This window comes from Actinomyces sp. Z16 (genome assembly GCF_003111765.1).
In the GTDB taxonomy this organism is placed as follows: Bacteria; Actinomycetota; Actinomycetes; order Actinomycetales; family Actinomycetaceae; genus Actinomyces; species Actinomyces glycerinitolerans.
In genome coordinates this window covers 2,245,393-2,265,849 of record NZ_CP027862.1, presented here as the reverse complement: position 1 = coordinate 2,265,849, position 20,457 = coordinate 2,245,393, and the positions used below count along the sequence as shown (strand labels likewise).

19 protein-coding genes and 1 riboswitch are annotated in these 20,457 nt (G+C 70.2%); of the genes, 18 read left to right on the top strand and 1 reads right to left on the bottom strand.

Annotation, left to right across the window (positions count from 1 at the left end):
- Nucleotides 1–152 precede the first annotated feature (152 nt).
- Genes C3B71_RS09410 through C3B71_RS09385 form a run of 6 tightly spaced genes read left to right on the top strand, consistent with a single transcriptional unit; the run spans nt 153 to nt 7,314 of the window.
- On the top strand, nt 153–413 hold the full coding sequence (locus tag C3B71_RS09410; protein ID WP_108967626.1) for a hypothetical protein: 261 nt from the start codon (nt 153–155) through the stop codon (nt 411–413).
- Nucleotides 410–1,786 carry a glycosyltransferase gene (locus C3B71_RS09405; RefSeq protein WP_108967623.1) on the top strand — a complete coding sequence of 459 codons (1,377 nt, stop codon included), beginning with the start codon at nt 410–412 and terminating at the stop codon, nt 1,784–1,786. Before C3B71_RS09410 ends, C3B71_RS09405 begins: the two co-directional genes overlap by 4 nt.
- Nucleotides 1,783–2,466, top strand: a complete 684-nt coding sequence (locus tag C3B71_RS09400; RefSeq protein WP_073333129.1) for a hypothetical protein — start codon at nt 1,783–1,785, stop codon at nt 2,464–2,466. Before C3B71_RS09405 ends, C3B71_RS09400 begins: the two co-directional genes overlap by 4 nt.
- Nucleotides 2,467–2,526: 60 nt before the next feature.
- On the top strand, nt 2,527–3,738 hold the full coding sequence (wecB, locus tag C3B71_RS09395) for a non-hydrolyzing UDP-N-acetylglucosamine 2-epimerase (RefSeq protein ID WP_234415871.1): 1,212 nt from the start codon (nt 2,527–2,529) through the stop codon (nt 3,736–3,738).
- A complete protein-coding gene (locus C3B71_RS09390; protein WP_309300305.1) occupies nt 3,739–5,649 on the top strand; it encodes a DUF2334 domain-containing protein in 1,911 nt (636 codons plus the stop codon).
- Between the two features lie 12 nt (nt 5,650–5,661).
- The gene (locus tag C3B71_RS09385; RefSeq protein ID WP_073333131.1) at nt 5,662–7,314 is read left to right on the top strand and encodes a hypothetical protein; all 1,653 of its coding nucleotides are present in this window, start codon (nt 5,662–5,664) and stop codon (nt 7,312–7,314) included.
- Nucleotides 7,315–7,376: 62 nt separating this feature from the next.
- Here the strand turns inward: C3B71_RS09385 and C3B71_RS09380 are convergent, their stop codons facing one another.
- Nucleotides 7,377–9,680, bottom strand: a complete 2,304-nt coding sequence (locus C3B71_RS09380; protein ID WP_108967617.1) for a RecQ family ATP-dependent DNA helicase — start codon at nt 9,678–9,680, stop codon at nt 7,377–7,379.
- Between the two features lie 73 nt (nt 9,681–9,753).
- A riboswitch (SAM riboswitch) is annotated at nt 9,754–9,856 on the top strand.
- A gap of 8 nt (nt 9,857–9,864) precedes the next feature.
- Here C3B71_RS09380 and C3B71_RS09375 point away from each other — a divergent pair.
- From C3B71_RS09375 to C3B71_RS09320, 12 genes are all read left to right on the top strand, one after another.
- Entirely contained in the window at nt 9,865–11,061 is a 1,197-nt protein-coding gene (locus C3B71_RS09375) for a cobalamin-independent methionine synthase II family protein (protein WP_073333138.1), read from the top strand.
- Between the two features lie 35 nt (nt 11,062–11,096).
- Nucleotides 11,097–12,764: a cation:proton antiporter gene (locus tag C3B71_RS09370; RefSeq protein ID WP_073333141.1), complete on the top strand. Its 1,668-nt coding sequence runs from the start codon at nt 11,097–11,099 to the stop codon at nt 12,762–12,764.
- A 42-nt stretch (nt 12,765–12,806) separates the two neighbouring features.
- Nucleotides 12,807–14,012: a histidinol-phosphate transaminase gene (locus C3B71_RS09365; RefSeq protein WP_108967614.1), complete on the top strand. Its 1,206-nt coding sequence runs from the start codon at nt 12,807–12,809 to the stop codon at nt 14,010–14,012.
- Nucleotides 14,009–14,608 (top strand): imidazoleglycerol-phosphate dehydratase HisB, encoded by a 600-nt coding sequence (gene hisB, locus C3B71_RS09360; RefSeq protein WP_073333146.1) that lies wholly within the window; start codon nt 14,009–14,011, stop codon nt 14,606–14,608. Before C3B71_RS09365 ends, hisB begins: the two co-directional genes overlap by 4 nt.
- A complete protein-coding gene (locus tag C3B71_RS09355; RefSeq protein ID WP_073333149.1) occupies nt 14,608–15,342 on the top strand; it encodes a hypothetical protein in 735 nt (244 codons plus the stop codon). The genes hisB and C3B71_RS09355 overlap by 1 nt, the downstream gene beginning before the upstream one ends.
- A gap of 1 nt (nt 15,343) precedes the next feature.
- On the top strand, nt 15,344–16,045 hold the full coding sequence (gene hisH / locus C3B71_RS09350) for an imidazole glycerol phosphate synthase subunit HisH (protein ID WP_395994416.1): 702 nt from the start codon (nt 15,344–15,346) through the stop codon (nt 16,043–16,045).
- Nucleotides 16,046–16,084: 39 nt separating this feature from the next.
- Nucleotides 16,085–16,825 (top strand): bifunctional 1-(5-phosphoribosyl)-5-((5-phosphoribosylamino)methylideneamino)imidazole-4-carboxamide isomerase/phosphoribosylanthranilate isomerase PriA, encoded by a 741-nt coding sequence (gene priA / locus C3B71_RS09345; protein ID WP_108967612.1) that lies wholly within the window; start codon nt 16,085–16,087, stop codon nt 16,823–16,825.
- 71 nt (nt 16,826–16,896) lie between these two features.
- Nucleotides 16,897–17,664 (top strand): SseB family protein, encoded by a 768-nt coding sequence (locus tag C3B71_RS09340; protein ID WP_073333293.1) that lies wholly within the window; start codon nt 16,897–16,899, stop codon nt 17,662–17,664.
- A gap of 311 nt (nt 17,665–17,975) precedes the next feature.
- Nucleotides 17,976–18,623, top strand: coding sequence for a translation initiation factor IF-3 (gene infC, locus C3B71_RS09335; protein WP_073333154.1), 648 nt, complete (start codon nt 17,976–17,978; stop codon nt 18,621–18,623).
- Nucleotides 18,624–18,740: 117 nt separating this feature from the next.
- Complete coding sequence (gene rpmI, locus C3B71_RS09330; protein ID WP_086615114.1) at nt 18,741–18,935, top strand: 50S ribosomal protein L35; 195 nt, start codon at nt 18,741–18,743, stop codon at nt 18,933–18,935.
- Nucleotides 18,936–18,965: 30 nt separating this feature from the next.
- On the top strand, nt 18,966–19,346 hold the full coding sequence (gene rplT / locus C3B71_RS09325) for a 50S ribosomal protein L20 (RefSeq protein WP_108967610.1): 381 nt from the start codon (nt 18,966–18,968) through the stop codon (nt 19,344–19,346).
- Nucleotides 19,347–19,487: 141 nt separating this feature from the next.
- Entirely contained in the window at nt 19,488–20,399 is a 912-nt protein-coding gene (locus tag C3B71_RS09320; protein ID WP_234415869.1) for a TrmH family RNA methyltransferase, read from the top strand.
- The last annotated feature ends 58 nt before the right edge of the window (nt 20,400–20,457 follow it).

Here is a 20,457-nt window from a genome sequence, read left to right as displayed (position 1 = left end):
GCAAATAGGAGATGCCGCACATCTGTGGTATTGGTGAGCGTTCGCGACGGTATTCCCGGCTGAACTGTGTTACCTTGTTCAGGTAAGTACACGAGGTCAACCTGACATCGCTTGTGTGCTGCTCCCTGGTCCCTGTCCCTGAATGAGTTAGCATGCCCTTTCTACTGTTTGCGCCCGGTGTGGGCTGCTCGGATTCCGGCGGGTTTCCTGGAGGATTGCAAGTCCTCGCCCGTGTGTCGCTCGATTTGTCGGGCTTCGGTTTCCTGGTGATCGCCCTGTTGTTTCTTGCTCTCAATCTTTACGGATCCCTCGCGTACCGCCGAGCCCGCGTTGCCGACGCGAGCGGGGCGCCGACAACGCAGACCCCCGAAGGCATCGGCCAACCCCGCGAGCCGGGAGCGGCTGCGGCATGAGTCGGGATCAGTTCAGTCGGGTCATCGCCAACGAAGGCCTCGCGGCCGCTCTGGACGCGGTCGGATTCTGGGCCGCCGTCTGCATGGTGGTGGTGGCGCTGACCTACATGCTGGTGCTGGCGTGTGGTGCCTATACCCTGGCCGGGAGGCGCAGGCGCGCCGGGCAACGGGAGCGCATGTCACCGCCGTTACCGCATCCGGTTGGAACACCACTGCAGATCGTGGTGCTGATGCCCTGCCTCAACGAGGCCGCAGTGATCGGGCCATCGGTGGCGCGTCTGCTGGAGGACCCCAATCCGGCGCTGCACGTCCTGGTGGTTGACGACGGGTCGGATGATGCGACGAGCGAGATCGTGAGCACCATCGCCGACCCGCGCGTCGCGTTGCTGCGACGCGATCCGCCCAACGCCCGGCAAGGAAAGGGCGAGGCACTTAACCACGCTGTGGAGATCGTTCGTGAGCGATACCGGGACATCGATCCCGAGCACGTCATAGTAGGCGTAGTCGACGCCGACGGGCACCTCGACCCCACCGCCTGGGACGTGGTGCGCGGCGCCTTCCGCGACCAGACCGTGGGTGCCGTCCAGCTCGGCGTGCGCATCTCCAACCGCGGCGGTTCGTTGTTGGCCCGGATGCAGGACATCGAGTTTGTCACCTTCACGTCGATCTTTCAGCAGGGGCGCCGCCGCATGCGGAGCGTCGGCATGGGGGGAAACGCCCAGTTCGTGCGGCTGGCCGCGCTGAACGCGCTGGGAAGGAGTCCCTGGACGCGGTCCCTGACGGAAGACTTCGACCTGGGAATCCGGCTCAACGGCACCGGATGGATCAACGAGTTCAGGGGCGACGCCGCAGTGCATCAGGAGGGCGTCACCTCCCTGCGGCGGCTGATTCGCCAGCGCACCCGCTGGTTCCAGGGCAATCTGCAGGCCCGTAACCTGCTGGGCTTCATCGCCCGGCACCTACGGGGCCGCGCCCGTGCGGATACCCTGTGGCAGGTACTGAGTCCCTACCTGCTGCTCGTCGGCTCCCTGATGGTTGTCTCATTCCTGCTGATGCTGACGCTGTGCATTATCAATGTGATTCGTGGTGTGCCTCAGCAGTGGTCGTGGGTGCCCGGTACATATCTGCTGGCCTTCGGGCCGTCATACCTGTATGCCCTGGTGTACTGGCTGTATGCGCGCGAAGAGGGCGCAGGGCCTGTGCGCTGCGTGGCATGGTGCCACGTCTTCGTGCTCTACGGCCTGCTCGCAGGAGTCTTCGGCTGGCGAGCGCTGGCGCGTGAGTTCTTGGGCAGGTCCGGCTGGGCCAAGACAGCCCGTGAGGCGGAGCACGGTTCCGCACCCGAAGTAGTCACTCAGGAGGCCCAACCATGACCGACACCGCTGGAAGGTCTCGGCGACGCCGCCCGCGCAAGCTGTCCGCAGCGGTGTTAGCGATTGTTATGGCAGCGACCCTTACCGCTGCCGGGCTCGTCAGGGGTGAGGAAATGAACTGCACGGCCTGGGACCTGGTGTTCGACGGGTACGGCTCGGCGTCGTGCAGCGGCAAGACGGTGAGCCTCAGGCCTGCTTCCGCCTCCGCGGCGGACGAGACCCACGCGGGACTGGCCGTCTCACGCGAAGTCAGCGTGGCCCCGGGACGGGTCACGACCTTCGAGGCGAATATGTTCACCCGCAGGCAGCTCCGGCGGGGCAGCACCCCAAATCCTTGGGAGGTCGCCTGGCTGATATGGAGCTATCAGGACAATGACCATTTCTATGCGCTCGTGCTCAAACCCAACGGGTGGGAGGTGTCCAAACAGAATCCCGCCTACCCCGGCAAACAGCAGTTCCTGGCCTCCGGCAACACTCCACGCTTCGCCGTCGGTCGGGAGCACCACGTGGACATCACCATTGACACCACCGCAAGCGGCAAAATGACCGCTGCCATCACGGTGGACGGCGAGCATCTGGTTTCCGTGACCGACACCGACTACCCCTACCGGTCCGGTACTGCGGCCGCCTACACCGAAGACGCCGACGTCGACGTGACGATCACGCCAACCAAGCCCTGAGCAGCTATTACATCCGCAAGGCCAGTCTCATCCATACCCTTGAAACCCCTGAGGAGACACATGCAAAACACCTTGGCCACCACTGCGGCGGGTGCCCGCCCACGCGTGATGCTGGTGTACGGAACCCGGCCCGAGGCCATCAAGATGGCCCCACTGGTGCGCGCCCTGCAGCACGACGAGCGTTTCGAGCCGGTAGTCGTCGTCACCGGCCAGCATCGCGAAATGCTCGATCAGGTCAATGACTTCTTCGGCATCATCCCGAACGTGGATCTCGACATCCACCGCCCCGGCCAGAGCCTGACGCAGGTAACCGTGGGGACACTGGAGGGGGTGGAGCGCGCCATTGAGCAGCTCAGCCCCGATCTGTTGGCGGTCCAGGGAGACACCACCTCCGCATTCGCCGCCGGCTTGGCGGGGTTCTACCACCAGGTGCCGGTGGCGCATGTGGAGGCCGGGCTGCGCACCGGATCCATCGCCTCCCCATACCCCGAGGAGGCCAACCGGCGGCTGCTGACACGGGTTGCCTCCCTGCACCTGTGCCCTACCGCGCTGGCCCGCGAAAACCTGCTGCGGGAGAACACCGATCCCGCAGACGTCGTAGTCACCGGCAACACCGTCATTGATGCATTACTGGACGCCGTGGCCAGGCCGGTGCCGTTCACTGATCCCGCCCTGGCTGATGCCACGGCCGATACCAGTCGACGAGTGGTGCTGGTGACCGCGCACCGCCGTGAGTCATGGGGGTCGCCGATGCAGGCAATAGGTCGCGCGGTCGCCCGCGTGGCACGCGCGCACCCCGACGACCTCATCGTGCTGCCCGCCCACCGCAACCCCAAGGTGCGGGCGGCAATCCTGCCGCATATCGAGGGATTGGACAATGTGGTCGTCACCGAGCCGCTTGAATATGGGCAGTTCTGCACTCTCATGAACCGTGCCCACCTGGTGCTCACCGATTCCGGTGGTGTGCAGGAGGAGGCGCCGGCCCTGTCCAAGCCGGTCCTAGTCATGCGGGAGAACACCGAGCGCCCGGAGGCCGTCAGCTTCGGGGTGGCCCGACTCGTCGGCACCGACGAGGAGACGATTGTCGAAGCGGTCGGCACCCTGCTGGACGACGCCGATGCTCACGCGCGCATGGCGAATGCCGCCAACCCGTACGGCGATGGGCGGGCGTGCGCCCGCGTCATCGCCGCCATGGCAGCGTTGGCCGGTGTGGGCGAGCGTGTGTCGGACTTCACCCCTGAAAGAAACATTCCCATCACCAAGGAGAACTGAGTGCTTCCCAGATTCCTGAATCGGCGCCGCAGCACCGTCCTCGGCCTGATGCTGGTGGCAGCCCTGCTGGTACCTGCCACCACTGGCCCCTCCGTGACCGCCGTAGCGGCCGAGACCGAACCTGCCATAATCCCGGTCGACATCACCCAGGAGGCGGCGGTCGAGGCGCCGCCGGAGCCCGTGGCGGCCGCCGACCAGACTCTGCCGCTGGTGGCCGCAGGCGTCGTCGACGAGGCGGAGCTAGCCCGGCCGGTCAAGGCCGCCGACGCGGACGCCGAGATACGCGACCTGCCGGCCAACGTCGCCCTGCCGGCGTCGGCACGCACATTCTCAACCGAACAGGCCGGCCCGGCCCGCACTCTGGTGCTGTTCGACTCGACCGGTGAGTACGCGCACCTGGGCGAGTACTACGCTTTAGGCATGGGCATGCTGGCCTCTCACTCGGGCACGGTGACGGCCATGCCGGTGACCGACTATGTCGCCGGCCTGGCCGGCTCTTTCACGGCGGTCATCTATTCCGGATCCACTTATGACGAGCCGTTGCCCCGGGCCTTCATCGAGGACGTCCTCACCGGTGACGTGCCCGTGCTGTGGTCCGGCTTCAACATCTGGCAGCTGGCAGCCGACACCCAGGATCGCGCCACCTTCACCACCCGGTATGGCTGGGACGCGGCCAGTTCGTACATAGACTCCACCGACACTGTCACCAGCATCGCCTACAACGGGCAGAATCTAGCCCGCAACGCCCTCAACACCGGCGGCATCCTCGCCCCCCGGATCACCAACCCGGAGCAGGTCACAGTCCTGGGGGCCGCCAACTGCTCCGACGCGGCGGGCACGGCGACCGACTGCGCGTCCATTGCGCAGTCGACCGGCAGCTCCTTCCCGTGGGCACTGAAGTCCGGAAACCTCACCTACATCGGCGAGATCCCCCTGTCCTACCTCTCGGAGCGAGACCGCTACCTGGCCGCCGCAGACATCGTGCTCGACATCCTCCAACCCGGGGCGGCCACCATCCGGCAGGCGGCTGTACGCATCGAGGATGTCAGCCCCGCCACGACGGGCACTGAGCTGCGCACCATCGTCGACTACCTGGTCGGGGCGGGGGTCCCGTTCCAGATCGCCGTCGTGCCCGTGTACACCGACCCGGGCGGGGTCTACAACGACTCGGTCCCCGAAACCATCACCCTGGCGGACAATCCGGAATTGGTCGAAGTGCTTGCCTACGCCGTCGCCAATGGCGGCACTTTGATCCAGCACGGCACCCGCCACCAGTTCTCCGACTTGAGCAACCCGTACAACGCGGTGAGCACGGACGACTTCGAGTTCATCCGCTCCTGGTGCACCGACTCGAACGACAACACCGCGCCGGCGGTTGCCTGCGCCAACGACTCCTGGGTACAGATCGGCGGCGACCTGCCCGGCACCGGCACCGCCTGGGCCACCCAGCGGGTGCTGGAGGGCAGAGCCGTCTTCACCCAGGTCGGTCTGTCCGAGCCGACGGTATTCGAAACGCCCCACTACGCGGCCACGGCCGCCGCCTACAACGGCATTAACCAGGTCTATCAGGTGCGCTACGAGCGCGAGCTCCTGCACGCTGGCCTACTGACCGGCGGAACCGGCGGAAGCTTCGACTACTTCGGGCAGTTCTTCCCCTACGCCGTCAATGACCCCTACGGCAGCCATGTGCTGCCGGAGAACCTGGGCAATGTGGAACTGGAGTCCTACAACCAGCACCCGCCGCGCCTGCCCGCGGACATCGTGGCCGCGGCGCACGCGAACCTGGTGAACACCCACGCCACAGCCAGCTTCTTCTTCCACCCCTACTACGACGTCTCGCTCTTGCAGGAGATCGTCGAGGGCGTCCGCGCGGAGGGCTATACCTTCGTACCCGCCACCGAACTGAGATGACACGGACCGCAGATGACTGCCGGAGATGATGGCGTCCGCGACGGCCCCGGGAACCGCGATACCGACGGTTCCCGGGAGCCGGCGCGGCGGCCACCGCTGAGCCGGCGCCGCGTCATCGGCCTGTTCATAGCCGCCGCAGCCACCATTGTTGCGGCGGTCCTGGCGCGTGTGCGACAACTGGCGGCGCCCCGAGACCCCACCGCACCAACCGGCTCCACCTGGGGCACGGGCGGCCTGGTGTTGCTTGATATCGCCGGGGCCGACGGCGAGCTGCTGGACTTCGACGGTGTGCTGGAGGTGCAGACCAACGGGGGCGGCGAGGACGCTCGCGACGACGCCCTGCTCGACGCCGAAACGCTTGAACTCATCGAACTGGCGCCCCTGCAAAGGCACGCCGAGGCCAGCGCTGCTGTCCAGCTGCCCGCAGGGCGCACCGCTTGCCTGAATCTGTCCTGGCCGACTAGTCACGGCTACTCGGCGCTGTTGGTGGACCTGCCCGGCCCCGGGCACTATGCCCTGGCCGAGCTCGCCGCCCGCGGCCTGCACGAGGCGCAGGAGGATGTCCAGACGCGGATGCGGGCCACCGGCAGTGAGGCGCGGGAGGTGGACGTGCTCCGCACCCGGACCGCCCGGGCCTTGCAGGAGTGCGATGCCGCGGCGGCCCCCGCCGAGCGCGCCATCAGTGCCAACTCCGCCCTGGAGGCGGCAACCGCGGCGCAACTCGCTCAGGACGAGGCCGCCTCCGGGCTGGGGCCCGAAGACGCGATGTTGGGCGTGACTTTTACGGCTGCTCCTGCATCGGGACGGTCTGCACAGGCCGTGTCCCGCCTGGAAGGTGCGGGCCGGACGGTGCTGGTGCGGATCGTCGTCGAGGACACCGACGCGGTCGATGAGATGGACGGGTGGCGGCGGTGCGTCACCGAGCTGCACGAGGCAGGCGCCCAGGTCATGGTGCAGATCTGCGACTCCCAGGCACTCGTCGACTTTGACGAGGCCGCCTGGACGCGGCGGATCGCTGCGCTCATCGCCGCGTTCCCCGACGCCGACGCCTGGGAGATCGGCAACGAGCTCGCAGGGGAGTGGGCCGGCTCCGATGCCGTTGAACGGACCCTGCAGGCGGCCCGCGCCCTGGCTGCCGACCCGGCGACGGCCTCCGCCCCCCGGCTGCTCACCCTGTACTACCAGCTGGGGCAGGGCACGGCCACGGAGTCGGTCATGTCCTGGGCCGCGGCCAACCTGGGGGAGGAACTGACGGAGCTGACCGACGTCGTGGGGCTGTCCGTCTACCCGCAGTGGCACCCTCTGGGTTCCGGCGCCCGGCGCGTCCTGGACGCTCTGGGACGGGTGGTGGGCGACAAGCGCACGGCGCTGACCGAGCTCGGATACGGGGCGGAGGATCTGAACGACGGGCCGTGGTGGTTCGGCTCCCCCGACGACGTCGAGGCCGGCCGGGCAGCGGTTGCCCGGCATCTCACGGCCGCCGCGCTTGGACAACCTCGCGCTTGGGCTGCGCCGCTGTGGTGGTACTACCTTCAGGATGAGGGGGTGATTGCCCCCGACACGCAGGACGCGCCGGGCCTGTCGGGGCAGGAAGACGGCGAGGACGGCTCCGGCGCGGTGGCGCAGGACCTGGTTGAGGCGGCGCGCATCGAGGCCTCCGACTGACTCCGGATGCCGATGCCGGGTCGGGCACTAGCCCAATAGGGCCACCGAGGCGACGGCCCGACTCAGCGCTGTCCCAGAACCAGCGGGTGGACCGAGGCGGCGCCCGCCCGGCGCAGCAGCCGGGCAGCGACGGTGAGCGTCCAGCCGGAGTCGGTCCAGTCGTCCACCAGCACGACGGGGGTCCCCTTCAGGCGCGCCAGCGCGCGCGGGGACCAGTTCTCCAGCGTCAGGGACCCGGCGACCTCGGCCAGCCGGAAGGCGGACCCGACGTCGTGCCGCCCCGGCTCTCCGCGCACCCCGATGATCCCCAGCGGCACGGCCCCCAGGTGCCGGGCCACGGCATGCCCCAGGTGCCGCACGAGGTGTGTGCGCGTGCGTGAATCGACAATCACCACGGCCAACTCACCCCTGGGCGCGTCCGTGTCGCCCTGCGCGGATCGGGGTCCCAGCTCGGCGGCGAGCCGATCGGCGACCTCCAGCGCGGGAGTGCGCAGGGCAGGCGGCACCTCGCCGTCGCTGGGCGATTCGAACAACTCGCGTAGGGACGCGGACACCCCCAGCCCGTCCAGGCGGCCGACGGCGAGCCCCGGCGTCGGCCGGTCGTCGTCGGGGATGGTGCCCTTGAGCGCGGGCAGGCCCAGCCGATCCATGCCGCTCGGCCAGCGCCTGCGCGGCTCGAGCACAACGCCCACCCGGGCCAGCGCCCGGCGGGCGGCGGCCACCTCCTGCTCGCCCGGGGCGCGCGGAAGATCCAGCCCGCCGCACAGGTCGCAGGCGCCGCAGCGCCAATCCTCGGTGAGTTCGGGATCGTCGAGCACACCGCGCAGGAAGGCCATGCGACATGCCGGCTCCGCCAGCGCCTCGTAGCGCTTCATGAGCTCCTGCTCCGCGTCCCGCGCCGCCTCCACCCGCGCGTAGCGCGCCGAGTCGTAGCGCCAGGCGACACCGGTAGTCTCCCAGCCGCCGCGCACCCGCCGTACCGCGCCGTCGACGTCGAGCACCTTGAGCATCGACTCAAGACGCGCGCGCCGCAGCGGCACCACGGCCTCAAGGGCATTGGTGCTCAGCGGCCCGCCCGCCTCCTCCAGCGCGGCCAGCACCTCGCGCACCGCATCCTCGGGCGGGAAGCCCTGTGCGCCGAACCAATTCCAGATCGCGCGGTCCTCGGGCCCCGGCAGCAGGATCACCTCGGCACGCTCGACCCCGCGCCCCGCCCGGCCCACCTGTTGGTAGTAGGCCACCGGTGAACTCGGCGCCCCCATATGCACCACGAAGGCCAGGTCCGGCTTGTCGAAGCCCATGCCGAGCGCGCTGGTGGCCACCAGCGCCTTGATCCGGTTGTCCTTGAGCTCCTCCTCCAAGCGCTCCCGCTCCGCGGAATCCGTGCGCCCCGTGTAGGCGGCGACCTTCAATCCCGCCTCCTGCAACTGCGTGGCGACCTCGCCGGCCGCCGACACCGTCAGGCAGTACACGATTCCTGAGCCGGGTGTGTCCCGCAGGTAGTCGGTCAACCAGGCCAGGCGGCTGGCGGCATCCGGCAGGCGTCTCACCCCCAGGTGCAGGGAGTCGCGGGCGAGTGTCCCGCGCAGCACCAGCACCTCGTTCTCGGCTGCCGCACCGGCGGTCGCATTCCCCACCCCCGCCGGTGCGCCGAGCTGCTCGGCGACGTCGGCGCTGACTCGGGCATTCGCCGTCGCGGTGGTGGCCAGTACCGGCGTCCCCGGCGGCAGCTGCACCAGCAGGGTACGAATACGTCGGTAGTCAGGGCGGAAGTCGTGTCCCCAGTCGGAGATGCAGTGCGCCTCGTCGATCACGACCAGCCCGGCGTCGGCCGCCAGCTGTGGCAGCACTCCATCCCGGAAGGTCGGGTTGTTGAGACGCTCGGGGGACACCAGCAGTACGTCCACCTCCCCGCGCCGCACCTGCGCCTCGATCTCGGGCCACTGCGGGGCATTGACCGAGTTCATGGTCACGGCCCGGATGCCGGCGCGTCGGGCGGCCGCCACCTGGTCGCGCATCAGTGCCAGCAGCGGGGACACGATCACCGTGGCGCCGGCGCCCGTGCGGGCGCCGGCGGAGGGGATGGGAGCGCCCGGGCGCCAGTCGGCCCAGCCCTCACGCAACAGCACGGTGGCCACGAAGTAGACGGCGGACTTACCCCAGCCGGTCCGTTGCACCACCAGCGCCCGCCGCCGCTGCACCACCAGTGCCTCAATGGCGCGCCACTGGTCCGTGCGCAGGTGCGCGTCTGTCCGGCCGACCAGGTCGCGCAGCACCGCCTCGGCGCGCTCGCGGAGCGGCGTGGTTCCGGAGACGGGTGCGGACGGGGATGCGGCGGGCGTTCTGGTCGAGACTGGCCGGATCATGGACGCCACGCTAACCCGGACGCGCCCGCGCCCAGGGTACCGAGTGGTGGGCAGACCTTGATAGGGTGCGAGTGCACCATCCAGAGCGGCTGAGAGACCTGGCTCGTCGACGCCGCAGCAACCACGCCGTCGGCATGCGTCCGGCGGTGCGGTGCTCCCGCCAGGACCGATGGAAGGACCTGAAATGGCCAAGCAAATCCGCACCACCCATGTCGGCTCCCTGCCCCGCACCGAGGCACTGCTGGAGGCGAATGCCGCGCACGCGGCCGGCACGCTCGACGACGCCGGACTCGCGGCGGTCGTCGCCGAGCAGACCGACGCCGTCGTCGCCCGGCAGGCCGAGATCGGCCTGACGATCGTCAACGACGGCGAATACGGGCACGCCATGACCGAGAAGGTCGACTACGGCGCCTGGTGGTCATACTCCTTCACCCGCTTCAGCGGCCTGGAGCTACTCGACCAGCTGCCCGAGCGCAAGCCCACGCCGGCCGGCAAACTCGAACTCGACGCCATGACCGACCGCCGCGACTGGGTCGCCTACGCCGACGCCTACGCCGACCCCACCTCCGGCATCCACCTGGCCACACGCAGGCCCTGGGTGTTCCCGGTGGTCACCGGCGAGATCCGCTACACCGGTCAGGACATCGTCGCCCGCGACATCGCCGCACTCAAGCACGGGCTCGAGAGAGCCGGCAAGCCGCTGAGCGAGGGCTTCGTTGCCTCCATCAGCCCGGCGTCGGCGGCTCGCGTGGGCAACTACTACTACGAGGACGACGAGGCCGCCGTCTGGGCCTGGGCGGACGCCCTGCGCGAGGAGTACCGGGCGATCACCGACGCCGGACTCACGGTCCAGATCGACGCCCCCGACCTGGCCGAGTCCTGGGACCAGTTCATCACCGAACCGCCCCTGGAGGACTACCGCCGCTTCTCCGCCGTGCGCATCGAGGCCCTCAACCACGCCCTGGAGGGCATCGACCCCGCCCAGGTGCGCTACCACGTGTGCTGGGGCTCCTGGCACGGGCCGCACTCCACCGACCTCGGCTTCGACAAGATCGTGGACCTGGCGCTGTCCGTGAACGCCAACGGATTGAGCTTCGAGGCTGCGAACGTCCGCCACGAGCACGAGTGGAAGATCTGGCAGGACACCTCCCTGCCCGACGGCAAGTACCTGATCCCGGGCGTCGTCTCCCACGCCACCAACGTGCTGGAGCACCCCGAACTGGTGGCCGACCGCATCGAGCGCTTCGCTCGGCTGGTCGGACCCGAGCGCGTGGTCGCCTCCACCGACTGCGGCCTGGGCGGACGCGTGCATGCTCACATCGCCTGGTCCAAGCTCGCCTCCCTGACCGAGGGCGCCCGGCTGGCCTCCGCGCGTCTGTGAGCGCCCTCCCAGCCGCTGCGCTCTAGGGTGCGGCCGTGGAGATACTCGTCATCGCGGTCGCGGGCCTGCTCGTCATCGCCGCCGGCAACCAACTCGCCCCCAGGGTCGGCGTAGCCTCCCCGCTACTGCTGCTGGCCCTGGGGGCGGGTGTCGGTTTCCTGCCGTTCGTCTCGGCGATCGAGCTGGATCCCGACATCGTCCTCGAAGTGGTGCTGCCGCCGCTGCTGTTCTCCACCGCGGTGTCCATGCCCGTGATGGACTTCCGGCGCGAACTGCGCGCCGTCGCGGCGCTCGCGGTCGGACTGGTCGCCGTCAGCGCCACCATCATCGGCTTGGTGGTGCACGCCGTAATGCCCACGATCGCCCTGCCCTGGGCGATCGCCCTGGGGGCGGTGCTGAGCCCCACCGACGCCGTCGCCATCACCGTCGCCCGCGGCTCGGGCGTCTCCCAGCGGATCATCACCATCCTGGAGGGGGAGGGGCTGTTCAACGACGCCACCGCCCTGATCCTGCTGTCCTCCGCCACGGCCGCGGGCATTGCTCACAGCGCCGACGCCCTGCAGCCGGCCGCGCTCGTCTCCGGCTTCCTCACCTCGCTGGCCCTCGCCCTGGCCATCGGCTGGGCGGTGGGGGAGGGCAGCATCCGGGTCCGCTCCCGCATCACCAACCCGACGGCGGACACGGTCGTGTCCTTCACCATCCCCTTCCTGGCGTCCCTGCCCACAGACTATCTGGGCGGTTCCGGGCTGGTCGCCGCCGTCGTCGCCGGCCTGGTCATCTCCTTCCGCAGGCCGCGACTGCTGCCACCCGCCCACCGGCAGACCGCCCAGCAGAACTGGCGCACCATTGAGCTGATTCTGGAAGGCGGCATCTTCCTGTTCATGGGGCTGCAGGCATACGGGATCGTCCAGGACGTGGTCGACGGCGGCTTCGGCCTGCGCGCCGCCGTGCTTCTGGCAGCCGGAACCGGCGCCCTGGCCGTCCTGGTGCGGGTGGCCTTCGTGGCGCCGCTGCTGGTCTGGCTGCGTCGCGTGCGTCGCCGCCACCGCCAGCATCTGGAGGAGGAGCGCCAGCGGCTGGAGCGCTTTGAGACGCGCCTGGAGCAGGCACGTGACATCGACGACGAGCTGTTGGCCAAACACGGCCTGTCCGCGGAGCAGTGGCACCAGGCGGTCACCGGTTGGCGCGACCGGCTGGAGCGCGGCCAACGGCGTCAGCGGCGCCGGGGAGCCGACCTGGACTACTTCACCGCCGATCCTCTCGGGCCACGTGAGGGGGCGGTGATCGTGTGGGCGGGCATGCGCGGCGCCGTAACCCTGGCCGCCGCCCAGACCCTTCCCCTAACCACACCCAACCGGCCGTTCCTGCTGCTGGTGGCCTTACTGGTCGCCAGTGGGTCACTGGTCATCCAGGGACTCACACTCGGCGGTGTCATCCGGCTGGTCCGCCCGCGCATGGCCTCTCGCACCGCCGATGATGCCGAGCGCGAGCGGTTGCTCCGGTTACTGGGCGACGCCGCCACCAGCCGGCATGCCGACGCGCTCACCCCCGCCGAGGCGCGCGAACTCGCCATCGAGACCATCCGTGTGCAGCGCCATGCCCTGCTCGATGCCCGCGATGAGGGTCTGTTCTCCTCCAGCAGCCTGGAGTATGCGCTCGAACGCTTGGACGCCAAGGAGATCCTGCTGACCACCGCGGAATAAGACGCGTGCCGGGACCGGGCGGACTCCGCGTAGACTCGGCCCGTGACCGTTCTCCCGCTGCGGCCAGATCTACACGGCTGCGAACCCTACGGCGCCCCCGAGCTGGACGTGCCGGTGCGCCTCAACGTCAACGAGAACCCCTACGCGCCCAGCCCGGCAGTGGTGGCAGACATCGCCGCGGCCGCCGGGCGAGCGGCGGCCGGCCTCAACCGCTACCCGGACCGCGACTTCCCCGATTTGCGCGCCGCCCTGGCCGACTACCTGGCCGCCGAGTCCGGCGTGCGCCTGGACTGGCAGCAGATCTGGGCCGCCAACGGCTCCAATGAGGTCATGACACATGTGCTGCAGGCCTTCGGCGGGCCCGGACGCACCTGCCTGTCCTTCACCCCCACCTACTCCATGTACCCCGAGTACGCCCGCGACACCTTCACCCGCTACGTCACCGGGCCACGGCTGGAGGACTTCACCGTCGACGTCGACGCCGTCGCCGCGGCCATCGCGCGCGAGCACCCGGCCGTGGTCATCCTAGCCAGCCCCAACAACCCCACCGGCACCGCCCTGCCGCTCGACGACGTGGTTGCCATCCTCGAGGCCGCCCGCGGCCAAGGCCCCGTCGACGCGGCGGCAGGCGACGACGGCGCCACCGACTGCGTGGTGGTGATCGACGAGGCCTACGCGGAGTTCCGCCGCCCCGGTGTGCCCAGCGCACTGGAGCTGCTGGAGCGCACCGACGGCGATGGCGCCCCCCGCTACCCGCACCTGGCCGTCACTCGCACCATGAGCAAGGCCTTCGGCATGGCCGGGCTGCGGCTGGGATATCTGGCCGCCTGCCAGCAGCTGGTGGACGCGCTGCGCATCGTGCGCCTGCCCTACCACCTGTCCGCGCTCACTCAGGCCGCCGCCCTCGCTGCTCTGGATCACCGGGACGAGCTCATGAGTCAGGTCGCCTCCCTGCGCGACGAACGCGACCGCCTGGTGAGCTGGCTGCGCGCACAGGGCTGGACCGCCTACGACTCCGATTCCAACTTCGTCCTGTTCGGGCCCTTCACCGACCGGCGGGCGGTGTGGCAGGGGCTGCTCGACCGCGGCGTCCTGATCCGGGTCGTCGGCCCGGAGGGGTACCTTCGGGTCTGCGTCGGCACGCCGGCAGAGATGGCCGACTTCCGTACCGCCCTCACTGCCGTCACCAGCGACGGCCCGCACCAACCGGACCGCAACGGCCAGAACCTGGAGGAGAATCCCGCATGAACCGCACCGCCCGCATTGAACGCAGCACCAGCGAGTCCTCCGTCGTGGTCGAGCTGAATCTGGACGGCACCGGCAGGACCGACATCTCCACCACCGTTCCCTTCTACGACCACATGCTCACCGCCCTGGGCAAGCACTCCCTGATCGACTTGACGGTGCACGCCTCCGGCGACACCGACATCGACGTGCACCACACCGTGGAGGACACCGCCATCTGTATCGGCGAGGCCCTGAAGACCGCCCTGGGGGACAAGCGCGGCATCCGCCGCTTCGGCGACGCCCTCGTGCCCCTGGACGAGGCCCTGGCCCAGGCCGTCGTCGACATCTCCGGCCGCCCCTACCTGGTGCACGACGGCGAGTCCGAGGCCTTCGTGCACCACCTGATCGGGGGGCACTTCACGGGCTCCATGGTCCGCCACTGCCTGGAGGCGATCGCCTACCACGCCGGCATCTGCCTGCACGTGCGCGTCATCTCCGGGCGCGACCCCCACCACATCGCCGAGGCCGAGTTCAAGGCCCTGGCCCGCGCCCTGCGGACCGCCGTCGAACCCGACCCCCGCGTGGACGGCATCCCCTCGACCAAAGGCGCTTTGTGATGCGTGACGACCACTCCGACGACTCCGCCGGCCGCCGCGACGACGAACCCGATATCGACGCCGAGTTCGCCGCCATGATGGAGGGTCTGAACCTGCCCGCCGACCTCTCGGACGCTCCGGAGGACACCGGCCCGGTTTCGCCCCACGACGTGCCGCACAACACCTACGGTCCCGCCGACGCGGACCGCCCCAACGCGGTCAAGATCGCCGTCGTACTCACGCCCCTGGCCAGCGCGGAGGCCCTGGCCGCACTGTGCGCCGCCGGCGGCCTGGACTGCACGGTGGTGCCCTCCTCCTCAGGCGCCATCGCCGTCAAGGAATTCGTCTCTGCGCACGCGGAGTGGGACATCACCGAGCTGCTGGGCGGCGCCGAGACCGAGCCCGCCGAAGCCGCCGAGCTTGCCGCCGCGCTGTCACGCCTGAGCCGCGTCGGCGTGGTGCTCATGACCGCCGACCTGGCCACCGACGTCGGTACCGAGGCGGGACTGTCGGGCACCATCACGGCCCGCCGATACCAGCACGGCCAGGCGGGGGAGGAGACCAGTGCTGGGCTGCTGCTGGCCTCCGCCGACCAGACCCTTGAGGACATTCTGCTCGGCGCCCTCCGCGCGGAGGAGGCACCGGGCGCCCTCAAAACCAGCGAGGTCAAGCCCGGCCGCATGATGCGCTGGCTGGGCCGCGGGATGCGTCCGCGCGGAGGCGACCAGGGCCGGGGTGACCCGTCCGGGAACTGACATGGAGGCCGCGGCCCCCACGGGTGTAGGTAGTGTGGGCCCCGTGAGGCAACCACACGTCGTCGTCCTGTCCTACGGAAGCGGAAACGTGCGCTCGGCCGTGCGCGCCCTGGAGCGCGTGGGCGCCACCACCGAGCTGACCGCGGATCCGGAGGCGGTGGCCAACGCCGACGGGCTCGTCGTGCCCGGCGTCGGCGCCTTCGCCGCCGTCATGGAGCAGTTGCGCGCCGTCGATGCCCCCCGGATGATTGACCGGCGGCTGGCCGGCGGACGACCCGTGCTGGGCATCTGCGTGGGCATGCAGGTCATGTTCGAGGCCTCCACCGAGCACGCCGCGGGCTCCGAAGCAGTCCCTGGACTGGCGCAGTGGCCCGGCACCGTTTCCCGCCTGCAGGCGGACATCGTCCCCCACATGGGATGGAGCCAGGTGCGCCCACCCGCCGGCACGGTCCTGTTCGACGGGTTGTTCGACGCCTCCGGGTCCGAACGCTTCTACTTCGTGCACTCCTACGCCGCCAAGACGGACCCGGCCACGCTGCTCGGACCCGGTCACACCTCCCCGCCCCGTGCCACCTGGGCCACCCACGGCGAGGACTTCGTAGCCGCCGTCGAGAACGGGGCGCTCAGTGCCACGCAGTTCCACCCCGAGAAGTCCGGGGACGCCGGGGCGCAGTTGCTGCGCAACTGGCTGACCACCCTCTGAACGCTCACTCGCCAACCCCGCCCCCCAAGGAGACCACCCATGCTCACCCTTCTTCCGGCCGTCGACGTCGCCTACGGCAAGGCCGTCCGGCTGCTGCGCGGCGAGGCCGGCAGCGAGACCGACTACGGCAACCCCGTCGACGCCGCCCGTGACTGGGTGGCGGCCGGCGCGCAGTGGATTCACCTGGTGGACCTGGACGCGGCCTTCGGACGCGGCACCAATGCCCCCCTGCTCGCCCGGATCGTCGGCGAGGTGGATGTCAAGGTCGAGCTGTCCGGCGGCATCCGCGACGACGCGTCGCTGGACCGGGCCCTGGCCGCCGGGGCCGCACGAGTGAACCTGGGTACGGCCGCCCTGGAGGACCCCGAGTGGACCGAACGGGTCATCGCCGAGCACGGGGACAAGATCGCGGTGGGCCTGGACGTGCGCGGCACCACCCTGGCCGCCCGCGGCTGGACCCAGGAGGGCGGGGACCTGTGGGAGACCCTGGCCCGTCTGGACGCCGCCGGCTGCGCCCGCTACGTGGTCACCGACGTCACCAAGGACGGCACCCTCATGGGGCCGAACATCGACCTGCTGCGCCAGGTCTGTGAGCGCACCGCGGCCTCCGTGGTCGCCTCCGGCGGCATCGCCCACCTGGACGACCTGCGCGCGCTGGCCCGCCTGGAGAGCTACGGCCTGGAGGGTGCCATCGTCGGCAAGGCGCTTTACAACGGCAACTTCACCCTCCAAGACGCACTGGCCGTCTGCCGCGGCGAAGGGGACCAGGAGGCGCACTGATGCCCGATTCCCCCGACATCCCCGACGTGCCCACCGAAGGCAACGGCTCGGAACTGAATCCGGACCTGCAACTGGCGGCCGCCCTGGCCGCCCGCAACCGGCTGGAGCAGCTGCTGGCCGCCCCGACCCCCTTCGCCACCGACGACGGCGCCGCCGACCCTGCCGTGACCGCCGCCCTGGAAGCACAGGGACTGCCCCGCCACGAGTACCTGGACCGGCTGCTTGCCGCGCTGGCCGCCAGTCGGCTGATCGTGCCGGTCGCCGCCCACGCCGTCGGTGGGCCCACGCGCATCCACCTGGGGCGAAACGCGCCGGCCGTCCCCGTGCACGAGCCCCACACCGCCGACCCCGCCGAGGACGCCGCGGACCTGGCCGTCCAGCTGCCCGACGGGCACCGCGCCCTACCGGTGTTCACGTCCGCGGCGGCCGCCGCGGCCTGGCGTGAAGATGTGCGTCCCGTGCCCGTGACCCCGCGTCGCGCCGCAGAGGTCGCCTGCCTGCTAACCGACCAGTTGTGGGTACTGGACCCGGGCACGCGCGACCTGCGCCTGCCCCGGCCCGCCGTAGTCGCCCTGGCCGGGGGAGAGGACTGGATCCCGTCGTGGCGCAACCAGCCGGTGCAGGCCGAGGTGGCCGCTCAGTTGGGCGCCATCGATGGGGTGACCGGGGTTGCCTTCGCTCCCGGCGAGGACGCCGAACTGCGCGTGTTCATCCGCGTGGACGCCTCCGCCGGCACGCCCGCCGTGGCCGCCACCCTGGAGCAGTGCCAGTACGTGATGGTCAACCCGGCCTGGGGTGAACTCATCGACACCGTGGAGTTGTGCCCCGTCCCCGCTTGACGGGGCCCCGGCGTGCGGGGCGTATGGGCAGACTCACGTTCGCACTCCGCCGCCCGGCGCGCCCACAGCGGGCCGGGCCTGCTAATATCGGGCACCGACCGGCCGGAGGCTCCGTCTCCGGCACGCAAGCGGAGAAATCCCACCTGGGTTCCCGAAGGGAGCCGGGTCATGCGAGGAGCGATCCTCGCGGTCGCCGCCCTCTTGGGCTCTGCGGCCGTGCTCCGACGAGCACATGAAAGGCCTTCGCGCGCGTATGCGGCGAAGGCCTTCTTCGTTGCGGCGGTCACCACTTCCAAGAGTGAGGAACAGTCATCAGCGAGCCCCGTATCAACGAACGGATCCGCGTCCCCGAGGTGCGACTTGTCGGCCCCAGCGGTGAGCAGGTCGGCATTGTCCGGGTGGAGGACGCTCTCCGCCTGGCCGAAGAGGCAGGTCTCGACCTCGTAGAGGTCGCTCCCGACGCACGCCCCCCGGTGTGCCGGCTCATGGACTACGGCAAGTTCAAGTACGAGTCGGCCATGAAGGCACGCGACGCCCGGCGCAACCAGGCCAACACCCAGCTCAAGGAGATCCAGTTCCGCCCCAAGATCGACGAGCACGACTACGCCACCAAGATGGGGCACGTCGAGCGCTTCCTCAAGGGCGGGGACAAGGTCAAGTGCATCGTCCGCTTCCGCGGACGCGAGCAGTCCCGCCCGGAGCTGGGTATTCGGCTGCTCCAGCGCGTAGCCGAGGAGGTCTCCGAGCTGGGCACCATCGAGTCCCACCCCCGTCAGGACGGCCGCAACATGGTCATGGTCCTGGCTCCCACCCGCAAGAAGGCGGAGGTCAAGTCCGACCAGCGCCGTCGCCGCGAGGCGGCACGCGCCAGCCGCCGGGCCGAGAAGCAGGCCGCCAAGGCGGCCCGCGAGGCCAAGGCGGAGGCGAAGGCCGCCGAGGCGGCGAGCGGGGGCGAGTAACAGCGCCCCAGCACCAGCCCGCCGCCGGCGGGTAAGTCACGACCCAGCCCCGTCACCCGACGAGGTCAGCAGCCCCCGACCCAAGCGGCGCCGGGGACCGAGAATGAGGAAATAAACATGCCGAAGAACAAGACGCACTCCGGTGCCAAGAAGCGCTTCCGGGTCACCGGCAGCGGCAAGCTCATGCGCGAGCAGGCCGGTAAGCGCCACCTGCTGGAGGTCAAGTCCTCCCGCCGCAAGCGCAGGCTGTCCCAGGACCAGGCCGTCTCCCCGGCCGACGCCCGCCAGGTCAAGAGGCTGCTCGGTCGCTGACCGGCCCATAACACTTAAAGGAGTCATCACATGGCACGTGTGAAGCGGGCTGTTAACGCCCAGAAGAAGCGTCGTACCGTCCTCGACCGGGCCTCCGGCTACCGCGGTCAGCGCTCCCGCCTGTACCGCAAGGCCAAGGAGCAGGTCACCCACTCCGGCGTATACGCCTTCCGCGACCGCCGCGCGCGCAAGGGCGACTTCCGTCGCCTGTGGATTCAGCGCATCAATGCCGCCGCTCGCGCCGAGGGCATGACCTACAACCGGTTCATCCAGGGCCTCGGCCTGGCCGGCGTGGAGGTCGACCGCCGCATGCTCGCCGAACTGGCCGTCAACGAGCCCGCCGCCTTCAAGGCGCTTGTGGACACCGCCCGCAAGGCGCTGCCCGCGGACGTCAACGCCCCCAAGGCCTGAGCCATCGGTGCCCGACACCGTCGGGCGCATCCGGCCGCCGCGCGCGGCCGCAACACTTGAGACGGCTCCTCACCCATGACTCCACCAACCGGCGGGGCACGGGGGAGGGGCCGCCTCGTTTTTCCCGGTAACCTGCCGCTCATGAGCACGAGCGCGATCCTGAACAATCCCACGGCCACCCGCATTACCCGCGTGGCCGGACTGGTCCGCCGCGCCGCCCGCAGCAAGTACCGGCGCTTCGTGGTGGAGGGTCCGCAGGGCGTGCGCGAGGCCGTCAACTACGCCGCCGGGCACGTGCTGGACGTCTACTTCACCGAGGAGGCGGCTCGGGCTCACGCCGATATTGCCGACGCCGCCGCTTCCGCCGGGCTGTACACCCACCTGGTGACCCCCGAGGTCATGCGCGCCATGAGCGCGGACGCCCAGGGCGTACTCGCCGTCGTCGATACTGGGGCGGTGGCGGTGCCACCGGAGACGGAGGCCGGCGGGGGAGGAACCGGGGCGGCTTCTGCCGGCACGGAGGCCGACACCGTCGGGAGCGAGGCGGGGCTCCCCTCCGATTCCACCCTGGCGGCGGCCCTGTCCGGGGCGCGCCTGGTGGCGGTGCTCACTGAGGCGCAGGATCCCGGCAATGCGGGCACCATCATCCGCGCCGCCGACGCCGCGGGCGCCGACGCTGTCGTGCTCGTCAAGGGCGGCGTGGATCCGACGAACCCAAAGGTCGTGCGCGCCACGGCCGGCTCCCTGTTCCACCTACCGGTGCTGGCCGGCGTCGAACTGTCGGACGCTGTGCGGGCACTGCGGGCGGCGGGGCTGAGGCTGCTGGCCGCCGACGGGCACGGCACCGTGAGTCTGTTTGACGCCGAGGCGGAGTTGGCGGCGCCGTCGGCCTGGCTGCTGGGCAACGAGGCCCACGGGCTTGCCCCCGCGGCCCTGGACGCGGCGGATACGGTGGTCTCGATCCCCATCTACGGTCGGGCCGAGTCCCTGAACGTCGCCTCCGCCGCCGCCATCTGCCTGTACGCCAGTGCCCGGGCGCAGCATCTCGGTTAAGCGCGTCGAGCCGCGTCTCAACCACCGAGACGGTGCTGTGATGCTGCTCCCAGCACGT

Excerpts from the sequence above, each read along its gene's own strand:
- C3B71_RS09410 (WP_108967626.1), top strand. The coding sequence starts at position 153 with ATGCCCTTTCTACTGTTTGCGCCCGGTGTGGGCTGCTCGGATTCCGGC.
- C3B71_RS09405 (WP_108967623.1), top strand. The coding sequence starts at position 410 with ATGAGTCGGGATCAGTTCAGTCGGGTCATCGCCAACGAAGGCCTCGCG.
- C3B71_RS09400 (WP_073333129.1), top strand. The coding sequence starts at position 1,783 with ATGACCGACACCGCTGGAAGGTCTCGGCGACGCCGCCCGCGCAAGCTG.
- wecB (WP_234415871.1), top strand. The coding sequence starts at position 2,527 with ATGCAAAACACCTTGGCCACCACTGCGGCGGGTGCCCGCCCACGCGTG.
- C3B71_RS09385 (WP_073333131.1), top strand. The coding sequence starts at position 5,662 with ATGACTGCCGGAGATGATGGCGTCCGCGACGGCCCCGGGAACCGCGAT.
- C3B71_RS09380 (WP_108967617.1), bottom strand. The coding sequence starts at position 9,680 with ATGATCCGGCCAGTCTCGACCAGAACGCCCGCCGCATCCCCGTCCGCA.
- C3B71_RS09375 (WP_073333138.1), top strand. The coding sequence starts at position 9,865 with ATGGCCAAGCAAATCCGCACCACCCATGTCGGCTCCCTGCCCCGCACC.
- hisB (WP_073333146.1), top strand. The coding sequence starts at position 14,009 with ATGAACCGCACCGCCCGCATTGAACGCAGCACCAGCGAGTCCTCCGTC.
- C3B71_RS09355 (WP_073333149.1), top strand. The coding sequence starts at position 14,608 with ATGCGTGACGACCACTCCGACGACTCCGCCGGCCGCCGCGACGACGAA.
- hisH (WP_395994416.1), top strand. The coding sequence starts at position 15,344 with ATGGAGGCCGCGGCCCCCACGGGTGTAGGTAGTGTGGGCCCCGTGAGG.
- priA (WP_108967612.1), top strand. The coding sequence starts at position 16,085 with ATGCTCACCCTTCTTCCGGCCGTCGACGTCGCCTACGGCAAGGCCGTC.
- rpmI (WP_086615114.1), top strand. The coding sequence starts at position 18,741 with ATGCCGAAGAACAAGACGCACTCCGGTGCCAAGAAGCGCTTCCGGGTC.
- rplT (WP_108967610.1), top strand. The coding sequence starts at position 18,966 with ATGGCACGTGTGAAGCGGGCTGTTAACGCCCAGAAGAAGCGTCGTACC.
- C3B71_RS09320 (WP_234415869.1), top strand. The coding sequence starts at position 19,488 with ATGAGCACGAGCGCGATCCTGAACAATCCCACGGCCACCCGCATTACC.